Source organism: Acidovorax sp. JMULE5, assembly GCF_013376875.1.
GTDB classification, from domain to species: Bacteria; Pseudomonadota; Gammaproteobacteria; order Burkholderiales; family Burkholderiaceae_C; genus Acidovorax; species Acidovorax facilis.
In genome coordinates this window covers 1,718,809-1,743,058 of record NZ_CP035951.1, presented here as the reverse complement: position 1 = coordinate 1,743,058, position 24,250 = coordinate 1,718,809, and the positions used below count along the sequence as shown (strand labels likewise).

Here is a 24,250-nt window from a genome sequence, read left to right as displayed (position 1 = left end):
GGGGCGCGCGCTCTGGCGGGGCCCAGCGACGGCGGCGCACGCCGCTCTGGGATAATCCCGCCCCATGAGCGGCAACACCTTCGGAACCCTATTCGCAGTCACCAATTTTGGTGAATCCCACGGCCCGGCCATTGGCTGCGTGATTGACGGTTGTCCGCCCGGCATGCCGCTGTCCGAGGCGGACATCCAGGCCGACCTGGACCGGCGCCGCCCTGGCACCAGCCGCCACGTCACGCAGCGCAACGAGCCCGATGCGGTGGAAATCCTCTCCGGCGTGTATGAGGGCAAGACCACCGGCACGCCCATCGCCCTGCTGATCCGCAACACCGACCAGCGCAGCAAGGATTACAGCAACATCGCCGAGAGCTTCCGCCCCGGCCATGCCGACTACACCTACTGGCACAAGTACGGTATCCGCGACCCGCGTGGCGGTGGTAGGTCGTCGGCCCGGCTGACGGCACCCACGGTGGCTGCGGGCGCGGTGGCCAAGAAGTGGCTGGCCCAGCAATACGGTGCACAGTTTCGCGCCTGCATGACGCAGCTGGGCGAACTGGCCATCCCGTTCGAGAGCTGGGAGCATGTGCGCAGCAACCCCTTCTTCGCCCCCGTGGCCGACGTGCAGCAGTACGAGGACTACATGGATGCCCTGCGCAAGGCCGGTGATTCGTGTGGTGCCCGCATCCGCGTGCAGGCCACCGGCGTGCCGGTGGGCCTGGGTGAGCCGCTGTACGACAAGCTCGATGCCGACATTGCCCACGCCATGATGGGCCTGAACGCTGTCAAGGGCGTGGAAATCGGCGCTGGGTTTGCCAGCGTGGCCCACCGGGGCACGATGCACGGCGATTCGATGACGCCCCAGGGCTTTCGCACCAACAACGCCGGTGGCGTGCTGGGCGGTATCAGCACCGGGCAGGACCTGGAAGTGAGCATTGCGATCAAGCCCACCAGTTCCATCATCAGCCCGCGTGAATCGATCGATGTGCATGGCAACAGCACCGAGGTCATCACCAAGGGCCGCCATGACCCCTGCGTGGGCATCCGCGCCGCACCGATTGCCGAGGCGCTGCTGGCGCTGGTCGTCATGGACCATGCCCTGCGCCATCGCGCGCAGTGTGGCGACGTGGTGCCCCCGGTGCCACTCATCCAGGCATCGTTCCTGTAACGGGCGCGCTGCGCTGCGGGTAGAGCACGGGCTTTCGGTGCTGGTGACGCAGAGGGCGTGCAGCGATGCGCGCCCTTTTTTCTTGGATTGAATGAGGTAGTCCATGCGCAGCTTGTTGGCACAGGGTTTCATGGGATCGCAGCGAGGTCGCCGCAAGGTCGCACTCGCGATGGTGGCCACACTGGGGGCGCTGCTGGCGGGCTGCGGCACGGCTTTGCCAACTGGCGATGGGCGAACCCCTCAGCACATCGACATCACGCTCATTGGCTTCAACGACCTGCACGGCAACCTGGAGCCGCCGCGCATGGCGCATACCGTCCAGACTTCGGCGGGGCCGGTCTCGGTGCCTGCCGGGGGCATGGCTTATTTCGCCAGCGCCATGGCGGCGCTCAAGGCCCGGGGGCCGCACCACGCCGTGGTTTCGGCGGGGGACATGGTGGGCGCATCACCCCTGCTGTCGTCACTGTTCCTGGATGAGCCCACCATCGAGGCGGTCAACGCCATGCAGATCGACTTCAATGCCGTGGGCAACCATGAGTTCGACCGGGGCTGGCGCGAACTGCTGCGCCTGCAGCACGGCGGCTGCGAGAAGTTCACTGCGCGCCAGCCCTGCCAGATCAGCCAGCCCTTCGTTGGGGCGCGGTTCGGCTTCCTGGCCGCCAACACCGTGCGCACCGAGGATGGGCGCACGCTGCTGCCTGCCACCGGCATCAAACGATTTACCGAGGGTGGGGTGACAGTCACCCTGGGCGTGATCGGCCTCACGCTGCAGGCCACGCCCACCATGGTCAGCCCTTCGGGTGTGGCGGGCCTGCGCTTTGAGGACGAAGCGGCCACGGCCAACGCGCTGATTCCGCAGCTGCGGGCCCAGGGCGCCGATGTGATCGCCGTGGTCATCCACGAGGGCGGCGGCACCACGGCTGGCGTGCAGGAGACCAGCTGCGCGGGCCTCTCGGGCGACATCGTGCCCATCCTGGAGCGGCTGGACCCGGCCGTGGACGTGGTGGTCTCGGGCCACACGCACCAGGCCTATGTCTGCGACTACAGCCGTGTGAACCCTGCCAAGCCCTTCTTGCTGACCAGTGCCGGGCAGTACGGCACGCTGCTCACGGACATCCAGTTGCGGGTGGACACGCGCACCCGCCGTGTGGTGCACAAAGCCGCGCGCAATGTCATCGTGCAGGGCGAGGCGTTCACGGGCAGCCAGGGGCACGCGCCCCTGACCTCGGCCGTGCCGTCCTTTGCGGCCGATCCGCAGGTGCAGAAGGTCATCGACACTTACCGTGCCGCCGCCGTGCCGCTGGCCCAGCGCCCCGTGGGGCAGGCCGCTGGCACCCTGCGGCGCACACCGGCCCCGTCGCTCGAAAGCGCGCTGGGCAATCTGGTGGCCGATGCCCAGCTTCACGCCACGCGTGCACCGGAGCAGGGTGGGGCGCAGCTGTCGTTCATGAATCCGGGCGGCCTGCGCGCTGATCTCGTGCCCGACGAACAAGGGCTGGTGCGCTATGGCCAGCTCTACGCGGTGCAGCCCTTCGGCAACCAGTTGGTCGTCAAGACCTTCACGGGCGCGCAGATCAAGGCGGCGCTGGAGCAGCAGTTCGCCAGCGGCAGCAACACCGTGCAGCGGCCCCGGGTGCTGCTGGTGTCCGCAGGGTTTTCGTACCGCTATGACCTCTCCCAGCCAGTGGGTGCGCGTATTAGCCACATGGTGCTGAACGGCACACCGCTGCACGACGATGCGCAGGTGCGCGTGGTGATGAGCAGCTACCTCGACAGCGGCGGGGACAACTTCACCGTGCTGGCCGAAGGCCGCGACCGCCTAGTGGGCGGGCTGGACCTGGATGCGCTGGAAGCTTACTTCCGCGCCCACAGCCCGGTGCCGGTGCCCGCCACGGACCGCATCACGCGCGGGGCCCGCTGAGGCGCTTGCTGGTTCTTAGCTGCGCCCCGGGCGCATTGCCGCCAGCCAGCGCAGCGGGTTGAATCCTGTCACCAGCCCGGTGGCCACCAGCACCAGCGCTCCGCCCCACACCATCCCGGGGCCCAAGGCCTCGCCCAGAAAGATGTGGCCCCAGGCCACACCGAACAGCGGGATCATGAAGGCCGAACTCATCGCTGCCACGGGCGAGACATGTTTGAGGACCCGCAGGTTGAGCCAGTAGGCCAGGCCAGAGGTCACGATGCCCATCACGGCCACCGCAGCCAGTGCCCCCGGTGTGAAACGGGCCTCGGGCAAGCTCCACGCAGCGCCCGGCAGCAGCAACACCAGTGCGGCGGCGTGGATGCCTGCGGCGATCGACAACGGGGACATGCGCGTCGTGGCGCGCTTCATCCACGTCGTAGAGATGCCATAGCAGGCAGACGCTGCCACACAGGCCGCCGCTGCCATCAGCAAGGCAGGCGTGGGCTCCACGGGCCCCAGCTGCACGATCAGCGCCACCCCCGCAAAGCCGCAGAGGCAACCCAGCCACTTGCGCGTGCTCAGTGTGTCCTCCTTCATCCACGCGGCGGCAATCACACCAAAGGGCACGGCCATGGTGTTGAGCAGTGAGCTGTAGCCGGCGGGCAGGTGCAAGGCCGCCCAGGCATACAGCAGAAAAGGCAGTGCGACGGTGAGCGTGCCCAGCCCGAACAGCTCGCGCCAATGGCGCCACGGCCAGGGTTCGTTGGCGACCCGCATGATGCCCATCAGCGTCAACGTGGCCAGGCCAATGCGCAGCGCGGCCATCACGTTGGGCCCGAGCACAGGGCTGGCAATGCGGATGAAAAGAAAGGAGGCGCCCCACAGGGCGGACAGCAGCACCAGCTGCAGGAAGTGGCGGGTTTTCACCGGGCGCATTGTGGAGTACAGGCGAGTCGCGCGCTGGCTCGCACCAAGCCAGTTTTCAAGCTAAATTGGCACCTAGCGCTTATCCAGAAAGTGCGGGCAGCTATTAATTTTGGAGCATGCTGCGGTGTAGCACGCGCGACAGCGCCCGCCCGCACAGGTCCACATGCGTCGCCCGTGGATGTGGGTGCTACTCTATTTATAGCTGTTAGCGCTTGTGTGATAAGCGCTGGAGGCCAAAATCGCCTGAGATCGTCCGGCCCTGTAGCCGGCACCGGTGCAGACAGCAATACGAAGGCTTTTATTTGCGCACTTCGTCGACCATGGCGCGGAAGTCGTCGATGTCTTCAAAGCTGCGGTACACGCTGGCAAAGCGGATGTACGCCACCTTGTCGAGCTTCTTGAGCTCGCGCATCACCAGCTCACCAATGCGGCTGGAGATCACCTCGCGCTGCCCCAGGTTGAGCAGCTTTTCCTCGATCCGCTCGATGGCGCTGTCGATCTGGTCGGTGCTCACGGGGCGCTTGCGCAACGCCAGGTTGAACGAGGCGAGCAGCTTGCCCCGGTCGTATTCAATGCGGCGCCCGTCCTTCTTGACGATGGCCGGGAAGTTCACTTCCGGCCGCTCGTAGGTAGTAAAGCGCTTGTCGCACGCGCCGCACTGGCGGCGGCGGCGGATGAAGACCCCATCCTCAGACACCCGCGTTTCAACGACTTGCGTCTCGAGGTGGCTGCAGAAGGGGCACTTCATGGTTTTCGGCTGTGGATTTAGCCGTAGACGGGGAAGCGGGCGGTCAGGGCATTGACCTTGGCACGCACCGCAGCGATGTTGGCTTCGTCGCGCGGGTTGTCCAGCACGTCGGCGATCAGATTGGCCGTGATGCGGGCCTCTTCTTCCTTGAAGCCGCGCGTGGTCATGGCGGGGGTGCCAATGCGCACGCCGCTCGTCACCATCGGCTTTTCAGGGTCGTTGGGGATCGCGTTCTTGTTGATGGTCATGTGGGCGGCGCCCAGCACGGCCTCGGCTTCCTTGCCGGTGATGCCCTTGGCGCGCAGGTCCACCAGCATCACGTGGCTTTGCGTGCCGCCGCTCACAATGCGCAGGCCGCGTGCGGTCAGCGTCTCGGCCACCACCTTGGCGTTCTTCGCTACTTGCTCCTGGTAGGCCTTGAACTCGGGCTGCAGAGCTTCCTTGAAGGCCACGGCCTTGGCTGCAATCACGTGCATCAGCGGGCCGCCTTGCAGGCCGGGGAAGATGGCGCTGTTGATAGCCTTTTCATGCTGGGCCTTCATCAGGATGATGCCGCCACGGGGGCCGCGCAGGCTCTTGTGCGTGGTGGAGGTGACCACGTCGGCGTGGGGCACGGGGTTGGGATACACGCCAGCTGCGATCAAGCCAGCGTAGTGGGCCATGTCCACCATGAAGATCGCACCCACGTCCTTGGCCACCTTGGCAAAGCGCGCAAAGTCGATGTGCAGGCTGTAGGCCGATGCACCGGCGATGATGAGCTTGGGCTTGGTCTCATGGGCCTTCTTTTCCATCGCTTCATAGTCGATGGCTTCGTTGGCGTCCAGGCCGTAGGAGACCACGTTGAACCACTTGCCCGACATGTTCAGCGGCATGCCGTGTGTGAGGTGGCCGCCTTCGGCCAGGCTCATGCCCATGATGGTGTCGCCGGGCTTGAGGAAGGCCAGGAACACGGCCTCGTTGGCAGAGGCGCCGCAGTGGGGCTGCACGTTGGCGGCTTCGGCGCCGAAGATCTGCTTGACGCGGTCGATGGCCAGTTGCTCGGCCACGTCCACATGCTCGCAGCCACCGTAGTAGCGCTTGCCGGGGTAGCCTTCGGCGTACTTGTTGGTCAGCTGCGTGCCCTGCGCCCACATCACGGCGGGGGAGGCATAGTTCTCGCTGGCGATCAGCTCGATGTGGTGCTCTTGCCGGGCGTTTTCAGCCTGGATGGCGGCAAACAGTTCGGGGTCGGTTTGTTCGACAAGAATATTGCGGTCGTACATGATTGGCAGTCCTATGAACTTGTGTCCCTTGAAACAAGGGCTGCCCAGGCGAACGGCTGAACGCAGAAGGGATAAACCCCGTGCGGCACGCTTCCCAGTGGTTCACAAGAGGCAGGCCCTTGTCGGTTTCCACGTCAGCGGCAGCACCCTGTGTGGGATGCCGCGCCTATCGCCAGTCGCGTACCTCGCTAGTGTAGCTGACGTGACGCGCGCAAAGGTGCCAGGGAAATGGGAGGCGGTGTGTCCGAGGGATGTTTCTGCCCCCAGGGGCTCGCGAACCTTGTCAGAGCCCGGAGAGCAGGGCCACTTTGTCACCGCTGGCGGCAGGCGTTGCGGGCGGTGCGGCCACCGGGATGACCTGTGCGGGAGCCTGGGTAGAGAGGTTGGGTGGTGGCGTGGTGGGCATGGCCCGGCCACCGGCGACCTGGCGCAGCCGGAAATGCTCGGCCATCACCTTGGCCGCATAGCCGCCATCGTCGGCAAGGTTGCCTGCGCCGACATAAAAGCGCAGCCCGCCCTCCACCGAACCGGCGCGCGCAATGCACTCCTGCAGAACCTTCACGCCCACACGCAGATTGCTCACGGGGTCAAAGGCAGCAAAGTGCCCGCCAAAGTTCTGGTACTTGTCGGTGTGCACATTGGTCATCACCTGCATCAGCCCCTGGGCGCCAACGGCGCTTTGTGCAAACGGGTTGAAGCTCGATTCGATGGCCATGATGGCAAGGATCAGCGTCGGGTCGATCTTGGACTTTGCGCCAATTTCATAGGCCTCGGCCACCAGCACGCTCAGCGGCTCAGGGGCCACACGGTACTTCTTGCTGAGCCAGAAGGCGACGGCAGCCTGCTCTTTGGGCAGGTCCTTGGGGTTGCCCGCCGTGGCGCGCTCACTGGCTTCTGGTTCGATGGGCATGCCAAGCACTTCCACTTGGCGGGCCTGCAGCCAGTTCATCAACTGTGCTTCACCAGCCTGGCGCAAGTCCGGGCGGGCCGTGAGGGTGATCACGACGAAGGCGACAGCCAGACCGATGAGGGCAAAGCTGTTGTGGGTGATTTCAAGAAAACCTTCGGTCACGTCGGCCACGAAGGTCCGCACGCCGGAGACTATTTTTCCTGACGCTGTCATAGCTCTTCCTTTCTGAGGCGCCACAGTGAGCCGGGCAGTCGTCGGGGACTGTCTCGTCTCGGCGGATCGCCTGGATTGGTACGCCATCAAGTGAGGCCGCACGTCTTTGGTGTGCTTGGGGCCTGCTTTGACTTAGCCGGGTTCGGCAGCGAGGTTGGGGTTTTTACTAGCCCGTTTTGGGGCTGGCGGATTCTAGAAGTTCACTAAATGCTTAGTCAATACTAACATTTCGATTTTTAAGATCATTAAGTTATGAAAAACATGTAAAAAATCACAGGTTTTAGGGGGTGTGCGCCGGTCTGGCGCTTGAGACTTTGCGAGCTGTTGTTACGTGCGTATGTCAAATTCAATCGCCGGTCTTTTTGCCATTGAGAATCCAGTTTGAGTTGCGGCGGCGCCTTTGGTAAGGTTGCGTTGCCTGTAGATTTCAGGCGTCGCCAGACGAAGCCAAGTCTCCCTCCGAGGGCATTCAGTGTCCTGGTGCAGCAGATGCGGCTTCTACGGCAAACCCCTGGAGGCAATACCTTGCCTCCTCGCCATGTGGACCTTCATCTCCGCATCGCGACCGATGGCAAAGACCGTTGTGTCAGCCGTCAAGCCCGGCGGGCAGGCCTTGAGGTCCTGTTCGCCGGGCTTTCTTGTTTGTGGCGTGGCGTGCTTTTGGGCTCTTGGCCCTTATATATAGATAATGGGGGCTGTTCCCTAGAGCGGCGGCGCCCTTGCAGGGCCGCAGCATGTCAGCCCGTCTGGCAAAGCCTTGTGCCAGATCACCCCCAGGGCTTGGCACACCGCCATGCTGCGGCCTGTTTGCCAAACCCGGTGAAAATAGCCGCTTTGTTGCCCTGGCGCGCGTGCAGCGCAGTTGCCGGGGCAGGCCTTCAGGCAGTGCGCCCGGGGCCGCCTTTGTTATCCATTGGATCCATGTTTCCATTTTTTTCCCGCAGCAAAATGTCCGACGCACCTGAAGTGAATCCGGCCCCGGCCAAAACCCATGAGCCGCATCCGCTTGATGCGCTGACCGGTGGCGCTTTTTCTGCCGCTACCTCTGGCGAGCGCGCCTCTCGCATCCGTGACTGGCTGGCTACCCAGCCAGAACACGAGCAGTTGCAGGAGGTTTTCAAAGAGTTGAGCGGGCGTGACAAGGGCGCCGCGCGCGCGGTGCGTGAGCGCCTCGATGAAATCCGCCGCGCCAAGGGCCAGGAGGTCATTGCCGCCGAGTGGGCTGAAAAAGCGCAGGTGCTGCTTGCAGCCCCTAAGCTCAACATTGCCGATGCCCTGGCATGGCAGCGTGATGCCGCCAAGGCGGGCGCACCGCTGTCCCGCGAGCCCTTGTCTGTGCTCAAGGTACAGGTCGCGGATCGCGTGAAGGTGATCGAGGATCTGCAGCACCGCGTTCAGGTGCAGCGTGAGGCGGCTGTGCTGCTGGCCCAGCGCATCGAAGTGCTTTCCACCAAGTCCTGGCGTGACGCTCAGGCGGCGCTGGAGCTGTTGCGTGCCGATGTGGCCCGCTGGCAAGAACAGGCGCAGGAATTGACTGGCGATGCCAGCTGGGCCAGTGTGGAGGCACGTTTCCCCCCCTTGCTCGATGCGTCGCGCACCCAGCTGCTGGTGGTGTGGGAGGCATTCCAGCCCGCACTGGCCCAGGCTGTGGCGGCCGCCGAAGATGTCAATGCACCGCTGCCGCCAGTGCCCGTCTGGGCGGATGAGCTGCGTACCGCGCGCGGCCTGCCCACGGAGGCCGCTGCCGCCGCTGCGGCCGCCAAGCCTGCGCGTGTTGCCAAGCCCAAAGTCGCGCCGGAAGTGATTGAAAAGGCCGCGCAAAGTGTGCGCGAAGCCTTGGCGGTCCTCGAAAAGGAAACTGCCGAGGGCCATGGGAAGGCCAGTGCCGGGGCTGCAGCCGCGCTGCGCGCCGTGCTCAAGGTGCATGGCAAACACATCGATAGCGCCCTGGAGCAGCAGGTGCATACGGCCCTGGTGGCGGCTGGTGAGCTGGAAGGCTGGCAACGCTGGAGCGCAGACCAGGTGCGCGAAGACCTGGTGGCCAAGGCTGAGGCCTTGCTCAACCGCCCTGAGGGCCAGGCCCTGGGCGGCCGCAAGATGCAGGAAACCCTGCGCAACCTGCGCGAGCAGTGGAAACAGGCAGACCAGGGCGGGGCTCCCAACCACAGCCTGTGGAAGAAATTCGACGAAGCCTGCAACGCTGCGCACAAGGTGGTGGAGGCGTGGCTTGACAAGATCCGCACCGAAGCCGCTGAGCACAAGGCCCAGCGCCTGGCGCTGATCGAAGAGGTCAAGGCGTGGGCGCAGGAACATGCCAACTCTGGCGACTGGAAAGCCATCAACCGTGCCCTCCACCAGTTTGGTGATCGCTGGCGCGAAGGCGGCCATGTGGGCGAGAAGCTGTTTGCGGAACTGCAACCCCTTTGGAAGCAGGCGATTTCCATGGCAGCTGCTCCCCTGGAAGCTGCACAGAAGGAAAGCCTGGCCCGCCGTCATGCAATGATTGATGAGGCCATGGCCCTTGGTGCGGCCCCCACTTTGCGCATCGATGCGGTCAAGGCGCTGCAGCAGCGCTGGCAGGCTGAGGCGCAAACCGTGCCCTTGGACCGCAAGCACGAGCAGAAGCTGTGGGATGCGTTTCGCAAACCCATCGATGAAGCCTTCAACCGCAAGTCGGCAGACCGCGAGCGCGCGGTGACCGAATTGAGCGCACGCGATCGCGTGGTGCTGGAGGCTTCCAAGGCCCTGGAGGCTGCCAATGCCAGCGGTGATGCGCAGCAGATTCGCGCGGCCATGCAGGCGCTGGAAGCTGCACTGCGCGGTCAGGCCCAGGCGGCAGAAGCTGTGGCCACGGCGCAAAAGGATGCTCAGGCGCATTCAGAGGCGCAGGCAGGCGTTCTCCCGGTTGTTACCGAGGGTGGCGCCAGTGAATCTGCTGAAACCCCCGATGGTGATGAAGTTGCCGAAGTTGCCACGCCAGCGCCCGCAGCACCTAAGCCTGCTGCCCGGCCTGTGGTGGCAGTGCGCGGTGACGACCGCCCCGGCATGAAGAAGGATGCGCCAGCGGCCCCTGGCCGTGGTGCGCGTCCAGGCGACCGCCGCGATGGTCGTCCGGGTGATCGCGATGGCGCCCGTGGCCCGCGTGGCGATGGCCGCATGGGCGACCGTGCTGACCGTGGCGGCCGTTTTGGCGAGCGCCCAGCGTTTGAGGACCGCGGCCCCCGCCTGGGTGACACCGCGTTCCGCGCCCAGCGCGAAGCCATGGAGCACGCCCAGCTGGCCTTGAAGAAGCTGGCGGCTCAGGCCCACGGCGAGGCGCTGACCCAGTTGTTGACGGCCTGGGAGAAGCGCGATGCAGCGCTGGTGCCCGGCACGCAAGATCTGGGCTCGGGTGTGACGGCATCGGTGCGCAGCGCCTGGACGCAAGCACTGACGGCTGCCCCCAAGGGTGATGCGGCAGAAGCGCTGCTGCGCCTGGAGATGGCGGCTGAGGCTCCCACGCCGGCGGAGCACATCGCTGCCCGTCGCATGCTACAGCTGCAGCTGCTGACGCGCCGCAATGATCCTGCGCCTGCACAGACCTGGGGGCAGGATGTGGCGCGCGTGCTGGCCAGCTCCAGCGATGCAGGCAACGCACGCCGTTTGCAGAATGTGCTGAAAACACTGCTGCGCAAGTGATGTGAAGTGACGGTGGTGGGCATGTGCACTGCGGTGTGTGTGCCCACAGTGCTTACCGCAACACGCAAGACGAGATCGCTGGTGGTCTCGTTTTTCTTTGGCGGCTGGAAAACAAAAAAGCCGTTGCAACTGCAACGGCTTTTTATGTGTTTGGTGCCCAGGAGAGGACTCGAACCTCCACGATGTTACTCGCTAGTACCTGAAACTAGTGCGTCTACCAATTCCGCCACCTGGGCTTTCAGATCAGCCTCGAATTATAGGATAAGAAACTCGGGCTTCTGAAGAGTTTTCAAAAAAATGTGCCGTCGGTTCAAAATTCTTTGGCCGCAACAGGGAGGGCAAAACGTATCGGCAAATAAAAAAGCCGCTGTGTGTACAGCGGCTTCGATATTTTGAAAACCATCGCTGGTTCTCGTTAAACTTGGTGCCCAGGAGAGGACTCGAACCTCCACGATGTTACTCGCTAGTACCTGAAACTAGTGCGTCTACCAATTCCGCCACCTGGGCATTTCAGGAAAGTCTAAGATTGTATATCAAAAAAACCACCCCCGGCACGCAGTCCACGCATTTGTCGGACGAGATTGAAGGCAGCGTGCAAGGGCACCGTGATGGACACGGTTTTGTCATCCGTGACGATGGCGAAGGCGACATCTATATCCCCCCGAACGAAATGCGCGCAGTCTTGCACAAGGACCGTGTGCGCGTGCGCATCGTCCGCCAGGACCGCCGTGGCCGCCCCGAAGGGCGTGTCGTTGAAATCATTGAGCGTCCGCCCCAGCCCATCATCGGCCGACTGCTGCAGGAAAGCGGCGTGTGGCTCGTGGCCCCCGAAGACAAGCGCTACGGTCAGGATGTACTGATCCCCAAAGGCGCCACGGGCGCCGCGAAGCCCGGGCAGGTCGTGGTGGTTGAGCTGACAGAACCTCCAGCCCTGTTCGGCCAGCCTGTGGGGCGTATCACCGAAGTGCTCGGTGAAGTGGACGACCCTGGCATGGAGATCGAGATCGCGGTGCGCAAGTATGGCGTGCCACACGAGTTCTCGGCAGAGTGTCTCGCCCAGGCCAAGGAGCTGCCCGACAAGGTGCGCGCGCAGGACAAGAAGCGCCGCGTGGACCTGACCGACGTGCCCCTGGTCACCATCGACGGCGAAGACGCGCGCGACTTCGACGATGCCGTGTACTGCGAGCCCGCCAAAGTCGGCCGCAGCAAGGGCTGGCGCCTGCTGGTGGCGATTGCCGACGTGAGCCACTATGTGGAGACGGGCAGTGCCATCGACATCGATGCCTACGACCGCGCCACCAGCGTGTACTTCCCGCGCCGCGTGATCCCCATGCTGCCCGAGAAGCTCAGCAATGGGCTCTGTTCTCTGAACCCCGAGGTAGAGCGCCTGTGCATGGTCTGCGACATGCTGGTCACCGCCAAGGGCGAGGTGCATGCCTACCAGTTCTACCCGGCCGTGATGTTCAGCCATGCGCGCTTCACGTACACCGAAGTGGCGGCCATCCTGGCCAACACGCGCGGCCCCGAGGCCAGCAAGCGCAAGGACCGCGTCAAGGACCTGCTCAACCTGCACGACGTGTACCGCGCGCTGCTCATCGCGCGTCAGGCGCGCGGCGCGGTGGACTTCGAGACCACCGAAACACAGATCGTCTGCGACGAAAACGGTCGGATCGAGAAGATCGTGCCTCGCACCCGTAACGATGCGCACAAGCTCATCGAAGAGGCCATGCTGGCCGCCAACGTGTGCAGCGCCGACTTCATCGCCCAGGGCGGACAGCCCGGCCTGTTCCGTGTGCACGAAGGCCCCACGCCCGAGAAGCAGGAAATCCTGCGCAACTACCTCAAGGCCATGGCCGTGGGCATGACGATCGGCGACGACCCGAAACCCGGTGACTTCCAGGCCATCGCCACGGCAACCAAGGACCGGCCCGACGCTCAGCAGATCCACACCATGCTGCTGCGCTCCATGCAGCAGGCCATCTACACGCCCGTCAACAGTGGGCACTTTGGCCTGGCGTTCGATGCCTACACGCATTTCACCAGCCCGATCCGGCGCTACCCCGACCTGCTGGTGCACCGGGTCATCAAGGCCATTCTGAGCAAGACGAAGTACGCGCTGCCGTCCTTGCCTACACCCGGCGAAGCCCATGCCAAGCTGGCCAAGCGATTGGCGGCCCGCGTGGCGGCGCCCGGCACCAAGCCCCGCAAGGATGTTGCACCCCCGAGCCGCGACACCCAGGCCTGGGAGGCAGCAGGCTTGCACTGCAGTGCCAACGAACGCCGTGCCGACGAGGCCAGCCGCGATGTGGAAGCCTGGCTCAAGTGCAAGTACATGCGCGAACACCTGGGCGAGGAATACAGCGGCGTGGTCAGCGCAGCAACGAGCTTCGGCATCTTCGTCACGCTGGACGCGATGTATGTCGAAGGCCTGGTACACATCACCGAACTGGGCGGCGAGTACTTCAAGTTCGACGAGGCGCGCCAGGAACTGCGTGGTGAGCGCACAGGCATCCGCTACGCCATCGGCGCGCGGGTCCGGGTGCAGGTCAGCCGTGTGGACTTGGACGGACGCAAGATCGACTTCCGCCTGGTGCGCGAGGGCGAAGAGTTGCTGGGCCGCGCGTTGAAAGACAAGGGCCTGGGCACAGAAGGCGCTGGTGGCGCCCGCAAGGCGGGTGGCCGGTCCGGTGGACGCAAGTCCGACAAGGGCCCAACCCCATCTGCCACGGAGCAAGCGGGCCTTTCGCGTGAGCGGGCCGCGCGTTCACCGATCCAGTCTCTGAAAGCATCTGTCAAGAAGGCGGTTGCGGGAAAATCCAGCAAGAGCAAGGCGCGCAAGCCCCGCCGGGGCTGACACAAGCGGGGACGGCGTACAAAATCACGCTCAAGCTATTGCTCACTAATTAATAGCTGCTAACGCTTTATGGATAAGCGCTAGCAGCTATTTTTATTGGATTTTCGGGGTGGTCTCGCGCGAGGTCGTGGCCACAACGCCCAGGAAGCGGGCGTACCGCTGCGCCGTCTCTTTGGGCGCCTCCATCATGGGCAGGTGGCCAATGCCGGGCAGTGCTTCGGCATGGGCGTGGGGCAACAGCTTCTGCAAAGTCTGCAGTCCAGAGTGGTCGAACACGCGGTCGCTCTCGCCCCACAGGGCGAGGATGGGGTGGTGCTGCAACGTGCTCAGTCGTTGCTCCAGCAGGTACCGGTCTTTGAGCTGCGCGTCCCACAGGCGCGTGTTGGAGGTGGCGTTGCGCAGCGCTTCTTGTTCAGACGCATGCAGGATGGGGTAGGGCAGGAAGGGGCGCTTTTCAAACACCAGATCCATCATGGCGCCGAAGGCTGCGGCATCGTGGGCCACCAGCGGGCGTTGTCCGGTGTCGATGAGACGGTCCATGGTGCTGGGCTTGGGCGAGCGAATGCCGTGGGGTGCGCCGATGAAGGCCACGCTGGCCACGCGCTCGGGATGCTGCAAAGCAAAGAGAGCGGCGATGGTGCCGCCCATCGAGTTGCCCGCCAGATGCACTTTCGCAAGGCCGAGCGCGTCCAGAAACGCGGCCAGCCGCGTGACGTGGGCGGCGTAGTCGTAGGGCTGGTCTGCCCGCCGTGTGCTCTCGCCAAAGCCCGGGATATCTGGGGCAATCACCCGGTACTGGCCGGTGAGCGGTCGCGCAAAATCCACCCAATGGTCTTTCTCCGCAAAAATGCCGTGCAGCAGAACGATGGGTGTGTCACTGCTGTGAACCGACGCGGGGTTTGGGGGAGTGCCGTTATCCAGGTAGTGGATGGTGTGCATGGCCGCATCGGCGGTTTTTTCTTCCAGGCCGGACAGATGGCGATTGGCGCTGAGCATAGGCTCTTTGAACAGCGAAGGTGCTCCGTAGTAGAGGCCGACCGTGCCCAGTACCAGAGCCGTTGCGACAGAAATAACGATGCGTTTCAAGAAGCGTTCTCCAAGGATATGGCTGCGTGCATGCCAGGGACTGCTGCTTCAAGCGTCAACACACGCTCGGCCCCTGGCGGGAGAGGCAAGGCTACGGAGAACGCGGTAAAAAAACTTGTAGGTTTGGGCTATGCCAGCACGCAACACACTGACCCTGGGCACTGACCGGGCGCTCTACGTCGGGGAGATTCCGGCCACGGGCTGGCACTGCCATGCGTCGCCGGTGCTGCTGATGGGGCTCTCGGGCCGGTTCGCGTTGCACTGGGGGGCAGGGCGTGTGGAGACCTGCCACAGCGCGCTGGTGGACGCGGGCGTGGAGCACCTGTTCGACCCTTGCGGCGAGACGGTTGCCCTGATGTACCTGGAGCCCGATTCGCGTGAAGCACGGGGGTTGCGCGGTCTGTTCCAGCAAGAGGGTGGCGTGGTGCTGGATGTTGCAGTCCCTGTGGGTGCGCGCAGTGCCATGGAGGGCTATCTGCATCACTTCGACCTGCCCGCCTTGCTGCGTTGCCCGCTCGATAACGAGGTGGCGCCGCTGGACCCACGCGTGGCGTGCAGCCTGCATGTGCTGCGCCATCCGCAGGCGGGGCGGGTGGCACGGGGTGACCTGGCCTCGGGCGTCCAGCTTTCAGCGTCGCGATTCAACCACCTGTTTCGCGCCGAGATGGGCGTGAGCTTGCGCACCTATCGGGTCTGGTCCCAGGTGCGGCTGGCGATGGCGGGGCTGGTGGTCAGCCCGCGCCTGACCGACGCGGCGTTGCACGGCGAGTTTTCTGATTCGGCCCACTTCAGCCGCATGTTCCGGCAGACCTTTGGCATGACGCCGTCGAGCGTGCTCAAGCCGCTCAAGAAGGTGACCTTGCTGGCCTGAGGCTCAGCTTCCGCCCACGCGCAGCGCCAGCGCACTGGCCGTCAGCGCCTGGCGCGCTGGCCAATCATCAGCCGCCTGGCCATGCTGGTACACCGCTTCACTCGCAGCGCGCAAGGCGCTCGCGCCAGCGGCCAGGTGGGCGCCCACCATGCCGGCCAGTACATCACCCGTCCCTGCCGTAGCCAGCCGTGCGTTGCCGGTGGGGTTGATGGCTGGAACGCGGTCGGGCGCCGCAATCACGGTGCCCGAACCCTTGAGCACGGCCACGCAGTTGAACTGGTCCGCCAACTGCTGCGCGGCGCACAGTCGGTTGGCCTGGACTTCGGCCGTGGTCAGGCCGAGCAGGCGGGCGGCTTCCAGCGGATGGGGGGTCAGCACTGTGGGTTGCCCGTGCTGTCCGCGTGCCACCACCAGCGCGTGCAGTGCGGCCTGGGTGGCGATGGTGTTGAGCGCGTCGGCATCCAGCACCAGTCGGGCTGCGCGGGTTATGACCTCGGGCAGAACGCGAGCGATGGCCTGCCCGCCGCCACAGCCGCAGACCACGGTGAGCTGCTCCAGTGCCAGTGCTTCAAAGCTGCGGAACATCAACTCGGGCTGCTGTGGGTCGAGTTGCTGCTGGCCGTTGTCCAGCAGGGCCACCAGCACCCGGCCCGCGCCGCTGTGCAGGGCGGCCGATGCGGCCAGCAGGGCTGCGCCCGCCATGCCCATGCCACGCTCGGCCAGCCCCTCGCCGCCCACCACGGCCACGTCGCCATAACTGCCTTTGTGGCTGGCATGGGCGCGGAGGGCGGGCAGGGCGGGGCCGGAGAGCCAGGCATTGGGCGGCTCATGCCCAGGGTCAATGCCCAGGTCGTCCAGCCACACCTGGCCTGCGGCATCCCGCCCGGCGGCAGTGAACAGGCCGGGTTTAAGGGTGAGCAGGCTCAGCGTGTGGCGTGCCGCGGGGGCGTGAGGGTGCCGGTGGGGCGGCGTATGGGGCGCAAGGCCTGCAGCAAACTGGCCGGTGTCAGCGTCCAGCCCGCTGGGCAAGTCCACGGCCAGCACGGGGGCTGGGCTGCGGTGCAGGGCTTGCAGGCAGGCCTGGAGCCTTGCGTCGGGCGTGCGTGCGGGGCTGTGGGGTGAAGAAGAGACGCCAATGCCCAGCAGCGCATCAATGCACAGGTCGTTGGCCCCCAGATCGCCGGGTGCGGTGTCTGCCCAGACCACGCCCGCATCACGTGCGCGCTGCCACGAGGCCCTGGCATCGGCCGGGGCCGTATCGGGCTGGCCCAGCCAGGTCACGACCACTTTGCGGCCACTGCGCTGCAGGTGCATGGCAGCCTCCAGCCCGTCACCCCCGTTGTTCCCGGGTCCGCAGGCAATCCACACGGTGCGTGCGTGGGGCGCCAACGCCTGGGCCAGCTGCGCCACGGCCAGTCCTGCGCGTTGCATGAGGGTGTGCGTGGGCAGGGCGGCTGCCGCCGTTTTCTCCAGGCGGCGTGTGGCGGCGGTGTTGAACAGGGGGTGGGGCTGGTGGGCGGTGATGCGGTGCATGGGGCTGCATATGGCAAGGGGCGCTGCAAGCGGCAGAGTGCCTGCCATTGTGCGCCGCCGCCTGGTGAGGTGAAAGCGCTGACTGGCTCAGAACCGCCGCATGCCCAGCCCGTCCAGCGACACCTCGGGCTCGCGCCGCGCGATCAGGTCGGCCAGCGCCCGGGCGCTGCCGCAGGCCAGAGCCCAGCCACTTGCGCCGTGACCGGTGTTGAGCCACAAGCCCGGCACGCCGCTGGCGCCCACCACCGGGGCCCCGTCGGGCAGCATGGTGCGGGCGCCGCGCCAGATCTGCAGGTTGGATGACAGCTGCGCGCCGCCGGGGAACCAGTCGTTCAGCGTGCGGTACAAGCGCTGCAGTGTGGGGGCGTGGTGTTCGGCATCGGCCCCGGCCAGTTCGGCGCCGCCTGCTATGCGCACACGCTGGCCCAGGCGGGTGATGGATATCTGCTGACCCGCATCCACCACGCTGGCGCGCGGGGCGTGGGTGGATTCGCGCAGCGGGGCACTGACGGAGTAGCCATACACGGCCGCCATGGGCAGGCCCAGGCCCAGCGCGGGTAGCAGCGTGGCTGATGCCATGCCCGCGCACAGCACCACGGTATCAAATCGACGCAGGTCCGCTTCGCCTTGCAGCACCACGCCGGTGGGGCTGCTGCCCAGTCGGTCCACGCGGGTGTTGAACACAAACTGCACGCCACCGCCCTGAATACCCTGGCGCAGCAGCTGGGCAAACAGGCGGCAGTTGCCCGCGCGCGCGTCGGGCAAGTGGATGGCGCCTGCCAGCGGCGCCTCGGGCGACAGGCCGGGCTCGATCTGGCGGGCCACATCGGCGTCGATCTCGCGCAGGGTCACGCCGCTGTCGCGCAGCACCTGCAGCGCGGGCTGCAGGCGCGTGCGGTCTTCCTCAGTGCGCAGCAGCACCAGACGGCCTTCGCTTGCTTCAAAGTCCAGCTCGTGCTGGCTGGCGATGGATTGCAGGCGTGTCTGGCTGTACTGCGCCAGGCGCTCGACGGCTGTAGCCGGGGCACTGTGGCTGCGGGCCATGCTGCGCCAGCGCCGCAACCAGGCCCAGTTGGCGAGGGTCAGGCCGCCTGCCATCCGCAGGGTGGCTTGTGTCCCCATCAGTCGCAGCGGCTGGCCAAAGCCCGGCACTGCCCAGGGGCTCAGCAGGTAGGGTGCGAGCAGTCCTGCAGTGGCAAAGCTGGCTTCCTCGGCGGCTGCGCTGCGTTGTTCGAACACCGTGACTTCGTGGCCGTCGCTGGCCAGCTCGTATGCGGTGGTGACGCCGATGATGCCGGCGCCCACGATAGCAATCTTCATGAATATGGGTGTTTTTGGCTTCTAGCGCTTGTTGGTAAAGCGCAAGTAGCTATTATTTTTGTAGTATTTGTTCGATCTGCAAGCTCACGTTGAGCACCGTGTCGTCCCTGAGCGCTCCGTGCCAGACCATCAGCCCGACCGGGAGTTCCCCTGGCACATGGCAAGGCAGCGACAGCGCACAGCCATCCAGCAGATTGACCACGCTGGTGTTGCGCAGCAGCAGGTTGTTGACGCGGAAGAACTCGGCGTCGCGGGCGGCGTCCTGGGCTTTGTCCAGTCCATCGGCCGGTGCGACATCGGTAATGAGCGGTGCCACGATGGGAACGGTGGGGGACAGCAGGGCGTCATAGCGCTCCATGTCGGAGAGCATGCGTGCAATCCATTGCTGGCGCGCCTGCATCAGGTCGATGTATTCCCAGGCCATCAGCGTGGCGCCTTTTTCAATGCGCATGCGCACCCGGGGGTCGTAGTGGTCGCCTGTGCGCTGCAGCAGCTCGCGGTGCCAGGCGTAGGCTTCGGGGGCGGCAAAACCATAGGCGGGCTGCTCCAGCACGGCGGGCAGGGCGATGGTGTCGATCTGGGCGCCCGCCTGGCGCAAGGCTTCCACGCTGCGCTCAAAGGCCTGGGCCACGGTGGCGTCCAGTCCGTCGAGGAACAGGGTGGATGGCACGGCCAGCCGGTATTGCGACAGCGGCGCCAGGCTGCGCGTCACGCGCCGGGCGGCCAGCACCTCGTGCGCCACGATGGCGTCGCGCACGGTGCGCGTCATGGCGCAGGCGGTGTCCAGGGTGGTGGACAGCGGCACGGCGCCAACAGTAGGCACCAGCCGGGCGGTGTTCTTGAAGCCCACGATGCCGTTGAGCGCTGCAGGAATGCGGATGGACCCACCGGTGTCCGATCCCAGCCCGATGAACGACGCGCCAGTGGCCACCGACACCCCGGCGCCGGACGAAGACCCGCCGGGCACACGGGGTGCGCCGGGCACGGCGCCAAAACGCGCGTCCCAGGCAGCAGGCGTGCCGTAGTGGGGGTTGACGCCCACGCCCGAGAAAGCGAACTCCACCATGTTGGTGCGGCCAATCAGGCTGGCACCCGCTGCGCGCAGCCGGGCCACGGCCGGGCAGTCTTGAGCTGCTGCGGGAGCCCCCGCCAGCGCGGTGGAGCCCGCCGGGGTGGGTTGGCCGGCCACGTCAAACAGGTCCTTCACCGACACCGACAGCCCGGCCAGAGGCAACTGGGCCACGCCCGGCTGCACCGCTGTGGTGCGAGCCTCGTTGAACAGGGTTCGCACAAAGCTGTGGGTGTTGGAGGTGGCCTGGGCAGCGTCGATGCAGCGTTCCAGCTCGGCGGGCGCGGTGGTGGCGCCGTCCCGCAGTTGCTCACGGGTGGCGATCAGGTCAGAGAGCATGGGTGTGCTAGAATCTTTGGGTTTTGCTGGGAGCAGTAGCGCAGTGGTGCAAGGTTTGCACAACCAGCGTGGCCGCTGCGGCAAGACCAATCGCAAAGCAGCCCTGTCAAGGTGTTGCGGTGTTCGTGAAGATCACGGCACTGCAAATATTGGGGCTGATTTTAGACCTAACCTTTGGAGTATTTTTATGTCCGTTACCATGCGCGAAATGCTGGAAGCCGGTGTCCACTTCGGTCACCAAACCCGCTTCTGGAACCCCAAGATGGCCCCCTACATCTTCGGCCATCGCAACAAGATTCACATCATCAACCTGGAAAAGTCGCTGCCACTGTTCCAGGAAGCCCAAAAGTTCGCCAAGCAACTGGCTGCCAACCGCGGCACGATCCTGATGGTCGGCACGAAGCGCCAAGCCCGTGAAATCCTGGCCACCGAAGCGCAACGCGCTGGCGTGCCTTTCGTGGACCAGCGCTGGCTGGGCGGCATGCTGACGAACTTCAAGACCGTGAAGACCTCGATCAAGCGCCTCAAGGACATGAAGGCCCAGCAAGAAGCTGGCCTCGACAGCCTGAGCAAGAAGGAGCAACTGACGTTCTCCCGCGAAATCGAGAAGCTCGAAAAGGATATCGGCGGCATTCAGGACATGGCTGCTCTGCCCGATGCCATCTTCATCATCGACGTGGGCTTCCACAAGATCGCCGTGGCCGAAGCCAAGAAGCTGGGCATCCCGCTGATCGGTGTGGTCGATACCAACCACTCGCCTGAAGGCATCGACTACGTGATCCCTGGCAACGACGACTCGGCCAAGGCTGTGACGCTGTACGCCCGTGGCATCGCTGACGCGATCATCGAAGGCCGTGCCAACGCCGTGAATGAAGTCGTGAAGGCTGCTACTGCAGAGAGCACCGACGAATTTGTGGAAGTGCAAGAAGCCGCTGCCTGATAGCCCGGCTGCGCGATCCGTCGCGAACAAAAGCGGGGCCCCTGGTGAGCCCCCTTTTTTTTAGCCCGAATCTGAACTGACTGAACTGAACACTGAAGGAACAAAGATGGCTGCAATTACCGCAAGCATGGTTGCTGAACTGCGTGGCAAGACCGACGCTCCGATGATGGAATGCAAGAAGGCGCTGACGGAAGCCGACGGCGACATGGCCAAGGCTGAAGAGCTGCTGCGCGTCAAGCTGGGCACCAAGGCTGGCAAGGCTGCATCTCGTATCACGGCTGAAGGCGTGGTCGCCAGCTACATCGACGGCACCACCGGTGCCCTGGTGGAAGTCAACAGCGAAACCGACTTCGTCTCCAAGAACGACAGCTTCATCGCCATGGCCAACGCCGCTGCCAAGCTGGTGGCTGAGCACAACCCTGCCACCGTCGAAGCCCTGGGCGCGCTGCCCTACAGCCAAGACAGCTTCGGCCCCACGCTGGAAGACGTGCGCAAGGGCCTGATCGGCAAGATCGGCGAGAACATGTCGTTCCGCCGCTTCAAGCGCTTCAGCGGCTCCAACCTGGCCGCCTACCTGCACGGTTCGCGCATCGGTGTGGTCGTCGAGTTCGACGGTGACGCTACCGCCGCCAAGGACGTGGCCATGCACGTGGCCGCCATGAAGCCCGTGGCCCTGACCAGCGCCGACGTGCCTGCAGACCTGATCGCCAAGGAGCGCTCGGTCGCCGAAGGCAAGGCCGACGAAGCCAACAAGGAACTCGTGGCTGCTGGCAAGCCTGCACAAAGCGCTGAAATCACGGCCAAGCGCATCGACGGCGCGGTGCAGAAGTACCTCAAGGAAGTCTCGCTGGCCGACCAGGTCTTCGTGAAGGCTGCCGACGGCAAGCAAACCGTGGCCCAGATGCTCAAGGCTGCCAACACCAACGTGAAGGGCTTCACCCTGTACGTGGTGGGCGAAGGCATTGAGAAGAAGGTGGACGACTTTGCTGCCGAAGTGGCTGCCCAGGTGGCTGCTGCCAAGGCTGCTGCCTGATCGTTCCCAGTAACCACCCCACCAAAGCCTCGTACCACTTACCGGAGAAATTTCCCATGTCCAACGCTGCACCAGCCCACAAGCGCATTTTGCTCAAGCTGTCTGGTGAGGCGCTGATGGGGGATGACGCCTTCGGTATCAACCGCGCCACCATCGTGCGCATGGTCGAGGAGATCGCCGAAGTGACCCGCCTGGGTGTCCAGGTGGCCGTGGTGATCGGTGGGGGCAACATCTTCCGTGGTGTCGCCGGGGGCTCGGTCGGGATGGACCGTGCCACCGCCGACTACATGGGCATGCTGGCCACCGTGATGAACGCCCTGGCCCTAGCCGATGCCATGGACAAGCAGGGCCTGGTGGCCCGCGTGATGTCCGCCATTGCCATCGAGCAGGTGGTTGAGCCCTATGTGCGCCCCAAGGCGCTGCAGTATCTTGAAGAGGGCAAGGTCGTCGTGTTTGCGGCCGGCACGGGCAATCCCTTCTTCACCACCGACACCGCCGCAGCGTTGCGCGGTGCCGAAATCGGTGCTGAGCTGGTGCTCAAGGCCACCAAGGTGGACGGCGTTTATACTGCCGACCCCCAGAAGGACCCCACGGCCACGCGTTATACGAAGCTCAGCTTTGACGAGGCCATGTCCCGCAATCTGGGCATCATGGATGCGACCGCGTTTGCCCTGTGCCGCGACCAGAAGCTGCCCGTGCGGGTGTTCTCCATCATCAAGCACGGCGCCCTGAAGCGCGTGGTGATGGGTGAAGACGAAGGTACGCTGGTTTACGCTTGACGACAATGGCCGAGGCCTGCCCACGATGCAGGCGGGCGCCCAGGAGAAAACATGACGATTGCCGACATCAAGAAAAATGCAGAAACCAAGATGGACCAGTCCATCTCGGCTTTCAAGAACAACCTGCAGAAGATCCGCACCGGCCGTGCCAACCCGGCGTTGCTCGATACCGTCCAGGTCGAGTATTACGGCTCCTTGGTGCCCCTGAGCCAGGTGGCCAACGTGGCGCTGATCGATTCGCGCACCATCAGCGTGCAGCCCTGGGAAAAGGGCATGGGCGCCAAGATCGAGAAGGCCATCCGCGAAAGCGACCTGGGCCTGAACCCTGCCTCCATGGGCGACCTGATCCGCGTACCCATGCCGCCCATGAGCGAAGAGCGCCGCAAGGAAATGACCAAGCTCGCCCGCAACGAGGGCGAGAGCGCCAAGATTGCCGTGCGCAACCTGCGCCGCGATGCCAACGAGTCCGTCAAGAAGCTCGTCAAGGACAAGCTGGCCTCCGAGGACGACCAGAAGCGCGCCGAAACCGACGTGCAGAAGTTCACCGACAAGCACATCGCCGAGATCGATGCGCTGGTGGCTGCCAAAGAGCAGGAAATCATGGCGGTCTAGAGCGTGTTATGCGCTTTTACGTACCCGCGTTGGCCCCACACGCAGGTGATCGCAAGGCTCCGGCCTTGGCAAGCGCTGCAACGCCGCGAGTGCCTGCGTGTGGGGCCAACCTTTTGGGAAAGTTGGGGAAAGGCCCGGCTACGTCGTTGCAAGCCGCTTGCGGTACTCATACCTCGGCGCGTCCTGCGCCTAGTTGTCGGGCCTTTCCCCGACTTTCGCGGGCACGTAAAAGCGCATCACACGCTCTAGGCCCCAGGGCTTGAACATTCACATGGCTGACTCTCCGTTGGTGCCACACCACATTGCCATCGTCATGGATGGCAACGGCCGCTGGGCCACGCGCCGTTTTTTGCCGCGCCTGGCGGGCCACAAGCAAGGTGTGGATTCACTGCGCCGCTGTGCACGCGCCTGCGTGCAGCGCGGTGTGGCTGTACTCACGGTGTTTGCGTTCTCCTCCGAAAACTGGAACCGCCCCGCCGACGAGGTCTCTGGCCTCATGGAACTGTTGGCGATGGCGCTGGCGCGCGAAGTGCCGCAACTCAAGAAGGATGGCGTGCGCCTGTATTTCGTGGGTGAGCGTGCGGGTCTTTCGCAGAAGGTCCGCGATGGCTTGGCGCAGGCAGAAGCCGCTACGGCTGAAAACACCCGCCTCGTGCTCAACGTGTGTTTCAACTACGGTGGCCGCTGGGACATTGCCCAGGCCGCAGCGTCGCTGGCGGCACGCGGTGAGCCTATCACCGAGGCCAGCCTGCAGGGTGCGATGGGCATGGCCCATGTGCCCGATCCGGACCTGGTGATTCGCACCGGCGGGGAAATGCGGATCAGCAACTTTTTGCTGTGGCAGGCCGCATACTCCGAGTTTTTCTTCAGCGACCGGTTGTGGCCGGATTTCGATGAGTCGGCGCTGGACGAGGCGATTGCAGCCTTCGGTGGCCGCGAGCGCCGTTTTGGCAAAACCTCCGAACAAATCCTGTCCGCGCATCCTCAGCCGATGCCGGGCTGAGAACCTGA

The 24,250-nt window shown here is 64.8% G+C and carries 18 protein-coding genes, 2 tRNA genes and 1 riboswitch; of the genes, 10 read left to right on the top strand and 10 right to left on the bottom strand.

Annotated features, from left to right (window positions below; genetic code table 11):
- The first annotated feature begins 64 nt into the window (after positions 1-64).
- Positions 65-1,162 carry a chorismate synthase gene (gene aroC, locus EXV95_RS07825; RefSeq protein ID WP_176886415.1) on the top strand — a complete coding sequence of 366 codons (1,098 nt, stop codon included), beginning with the start codon at positions 65-67 and terminating at the stop codon, positions 1,160-1,162.
- 103 nt (positions 1,163-1,265) lie between these two features.
- A complete protein-coding gene (locus EXV95_RS07820) occupies positions 1,266-3,083 on the top strand; it encodes a bifunctional UDP-sugar hydrolase/5'-nucleotidase (protein ID WP_255484953.1) in 1,818 nt (605 codons plus the stop codon).
- A 15-nt stretch (positions 3,084-3,098) separates the two neighbouring features.
- Here EXV95_RS07820 and EXV95_RS07815 read toward each other — a convergent pair whose 3' ends face one another.
- The 4 genes from EXV95_RS07815 to EXV95_RS07800 form a co-directional block, all read right to left on the bottom strand.
- Positions 3,099-4,001, bottom strand: a complete 903-nt coding sequence (locus EXV95_RS07815; RefSeq protein ID WP_176886414.1) for a DMT family transporter — start codon at positions 3,999-4,001, stop codon at positions 3,099-3,101.
- Between the two features lie 289 nt (positions 4,002-4,290).
- A complete protein-coding gene (gene nrdR / locus EXV95_RS07810; protein ID WP_055394770.1) occupies positions 4,291-4,740 on the bottom strand; it encodes a transcriptional regulator NrdR in 450 nt (149 codons plus the stop codon).
- A 17-nt stretch (positions 4,741-4,757) separates the two neighbouring features.
- Positions 4,758-6,002: a serine hydroxymethyltransferase gene (glyA, locus tag EXV95_RS07805; RefSeq protein ID WP_121420559.1), complete on the bottom strand. Its 1,245-nt coding sequence runs from the start codon at positions 6,000-6,002 to the stop codon at positions 4,758-4,760.
- 35 nt (positions 6,003-6,037) lie between these two features.
- Positions 6,038-6,192: riboswitch (ZMP/ZTP riboswitch) on the bottom strand.
- Positions 6,193-6,285: 93 nt separating this feature from the next.
- A complete protein-coding gene (locus tag EXV95_RS07800) occupies positions 6,286-7,125 on the bottom strand; it encodes a lytic transglycosylase domain-containing protein (RefSeq protein WP_055394774.1) in 840 nt (279 codons plus the stop codon).
- A gap of 921 nt (positions 7,126-8,046) precedes the next feature.
- Between EXV95_RS07800 and EXV95_RS07795 the strand changes: the two genes are divergently transcribed.
- Complete coding sequence (locus tag EXV95_RS07795; protein ID WP_176886413.1) at positions 8,047-10,803, top strand: DUF349 domain-containing protein; 2,757 nt, start codon at positions 8,047-8,049, stop codon at positions 10,801-10,803.
- A 151-nt stretch (positions 10,804-10,954) separates the two neighbouring features.
- Here EXV95_RS07795 and EXV95_RS07790 read toward each other — a convergent pair.
- Both EXV95_RS07790 and EXV95_RS07785 read right to left on the bottom strand, forming a co-directional pair.
- Positions 10,955-11,039: transfer RNA gene (locus tag EXV95_RS07790), tRNA-Leu, on the bottom strand.
- A gap of 186 nt (positions 11,040-11,225) precedes the next feature.
- Positions 11,226-11,310 (bottom strand) — tRNA-Leu (locus EXV95_RS07785).
- 19 nt (positions 11,311-11,329) lie between these two features.
- Here EXV95_RS07785 and rnr point away from each other — a divergent pair.
- Positions 11,330-13,657, top strand: coding sequence for a ribonuclease R (gene rnr / locus EXV95_RS07780; RefSeq protein WP_055394778.1), 2,328 nt, complete (start codon positions 11,330-11,332; stop codon positions 13,655-13,657).
- Positions 13,658-13,750: 93 nt separating this feature from the next.
- Here the strand turns inward: rnr and EXV95_RS07775 are convergent, their stop codons facing one another.
- A complete protein-coding gene (locus tag EXV95_RS07775) occupies positions 13,751-14,743 on the bottom strand; it encodes an alpha/beta fold hydrolase (protein WP_176886412.1) in 993 nt (330 codons plus the stop codon).
- Positions 14,744-14,873: 130 nt separating this feature from the next.
- Here EXV95_RS07775 and EXV95_RS07770 point away from each other — a divergent pair, with 130 nt between their 5' ends.
- A complete protein-coding gene (locus EXV95_RS07770; RefSeq protein ID WP_176886411.1) occupies positions 14,874-15,614 on the top strand; it encodes an AraC family transcriptional regulator in 741 nt (246 codons plus the stop codon).
- Positions 15,615-15,617: 3 nt separating this feature from the next.
- Here the strand turns inward: EXV95_RS07770 and EXV95_RS07765 are convergent, their stop codons facing one another.
- The 3 genes from EXV95_RS07765 to EXV95_RS07755 all read right to left on the bottom strand — a co-directional run bounded on the left by EXV95_RS07765 (position 15,618) and on the right by EXV95_RS07755 (position 19,875).
- Positions 15,618-17,147 carry an NAD(P)H-hydrate dehydratase gene (locus EXV95_RS07765; RefSeq protein WP_176886410.1) on the bottom strand — a complete coding sequence of 510 codons (1,530 nt, stop codon included), beginning with the start codon at positions 17,145-17,147 and terminating at the stop codon, positions 15,618-15,620.
- A gap of 87 nt (positions 17,148-17,234) precedes the next feature.
- The gene (locus EXV95_RS07760; protein WP_176886409.1) at positions 17,235-18,467 is read right to left on the bottom strand and encodes an FAD-dependent oxidoreductase; all 1,233 of its coding nucleotides are present in this window, start codon (positions 18,465-18,467) and stop codon (positions 17,235-17,237) included.
- A gap of 52 nt (positions 18,468-18,519) precedes the next feature.
- Complete coding sequence (locus tag EXV95_RS07755; protein WP_176886408.1) at positions 18,520-19,875, bottom strand: amidase; 1,356 nt, start codon at positions 19,873-19,875, stop codon at positions 18,520-18,522.
- A 187-nt stretch (positions 19,876-20,062) separates the two neighbouring features.
- On the opposite strand from EXV95_RS07755, the gene rpsB reads away from it, so the two are divergent.
- From rpsB to uppS, 5 genes are all read left to right on the top strand, one after another.
- The gene (gene rpsB / locus EXV95_RS07750; RefSeq protein ID WP_055398248.1) at positions 20,063-20,815 is read left to right on the top strand and encodes a 30S ribosomal protein S2; all 753 of its coding nucleotides are present in this window, start codon (positions 20,063-20,065) and stop codon (positions 20,813-20,815) included.
- A 106-nt stretch (positions 20,816-20,921) separates the two neighbouring features.
- Positions 20,922-21,848: a translation elongation factor Ts gene (tsf, locus tag EXV95_RS07745; protein ID WP_055398247.1), complete on the top strand. Its 927-nt coding sequence runs from the start codon at positions 20,922-20,924 to the stop codon at positions 21,846-21,848.
- A 56-nt stretch (positions 21,849-21,904) separates the two neighbouring features.
- A complete protein-coding gene (gene pyrH / locus EXV95_RS07740) occupies positions 21,905-22,627 on the top strand; it encodes a UMP kinase (protein WP_010457839.1) in 723 nt (240 codons plus the stop codon).
- Between the two features lie 51 nt (positions 22,628-22,678).
- Positions 22,679-23,239 (top strand): ribosome recycling factor, encoded by a 561-nt coding sequence (gene frr, locus EXV95_RS07735; RefSeq protein WP_055398246.1) that lies wholly within the window; start codon positions 22,679-22,681, stop codon positions 23,237-23,239.
- A 271-nt stretch (positions 23,240-23,510) separates the two neighbouring features.
- On the top strand, positions 23,511-24,242 hold the full coding sequence (gene uppS, locus EXV95_RS07730) for a polyprenyl diphosphate synthase (protein WP_055398245.1): 732 nt from the start codon (positions 23,511-23,513) through the stop codon (positions 24,240-24,242).
- The last annotated feature ends 8 nt before the right edge of the window (positions 24,243-24,250 follow it).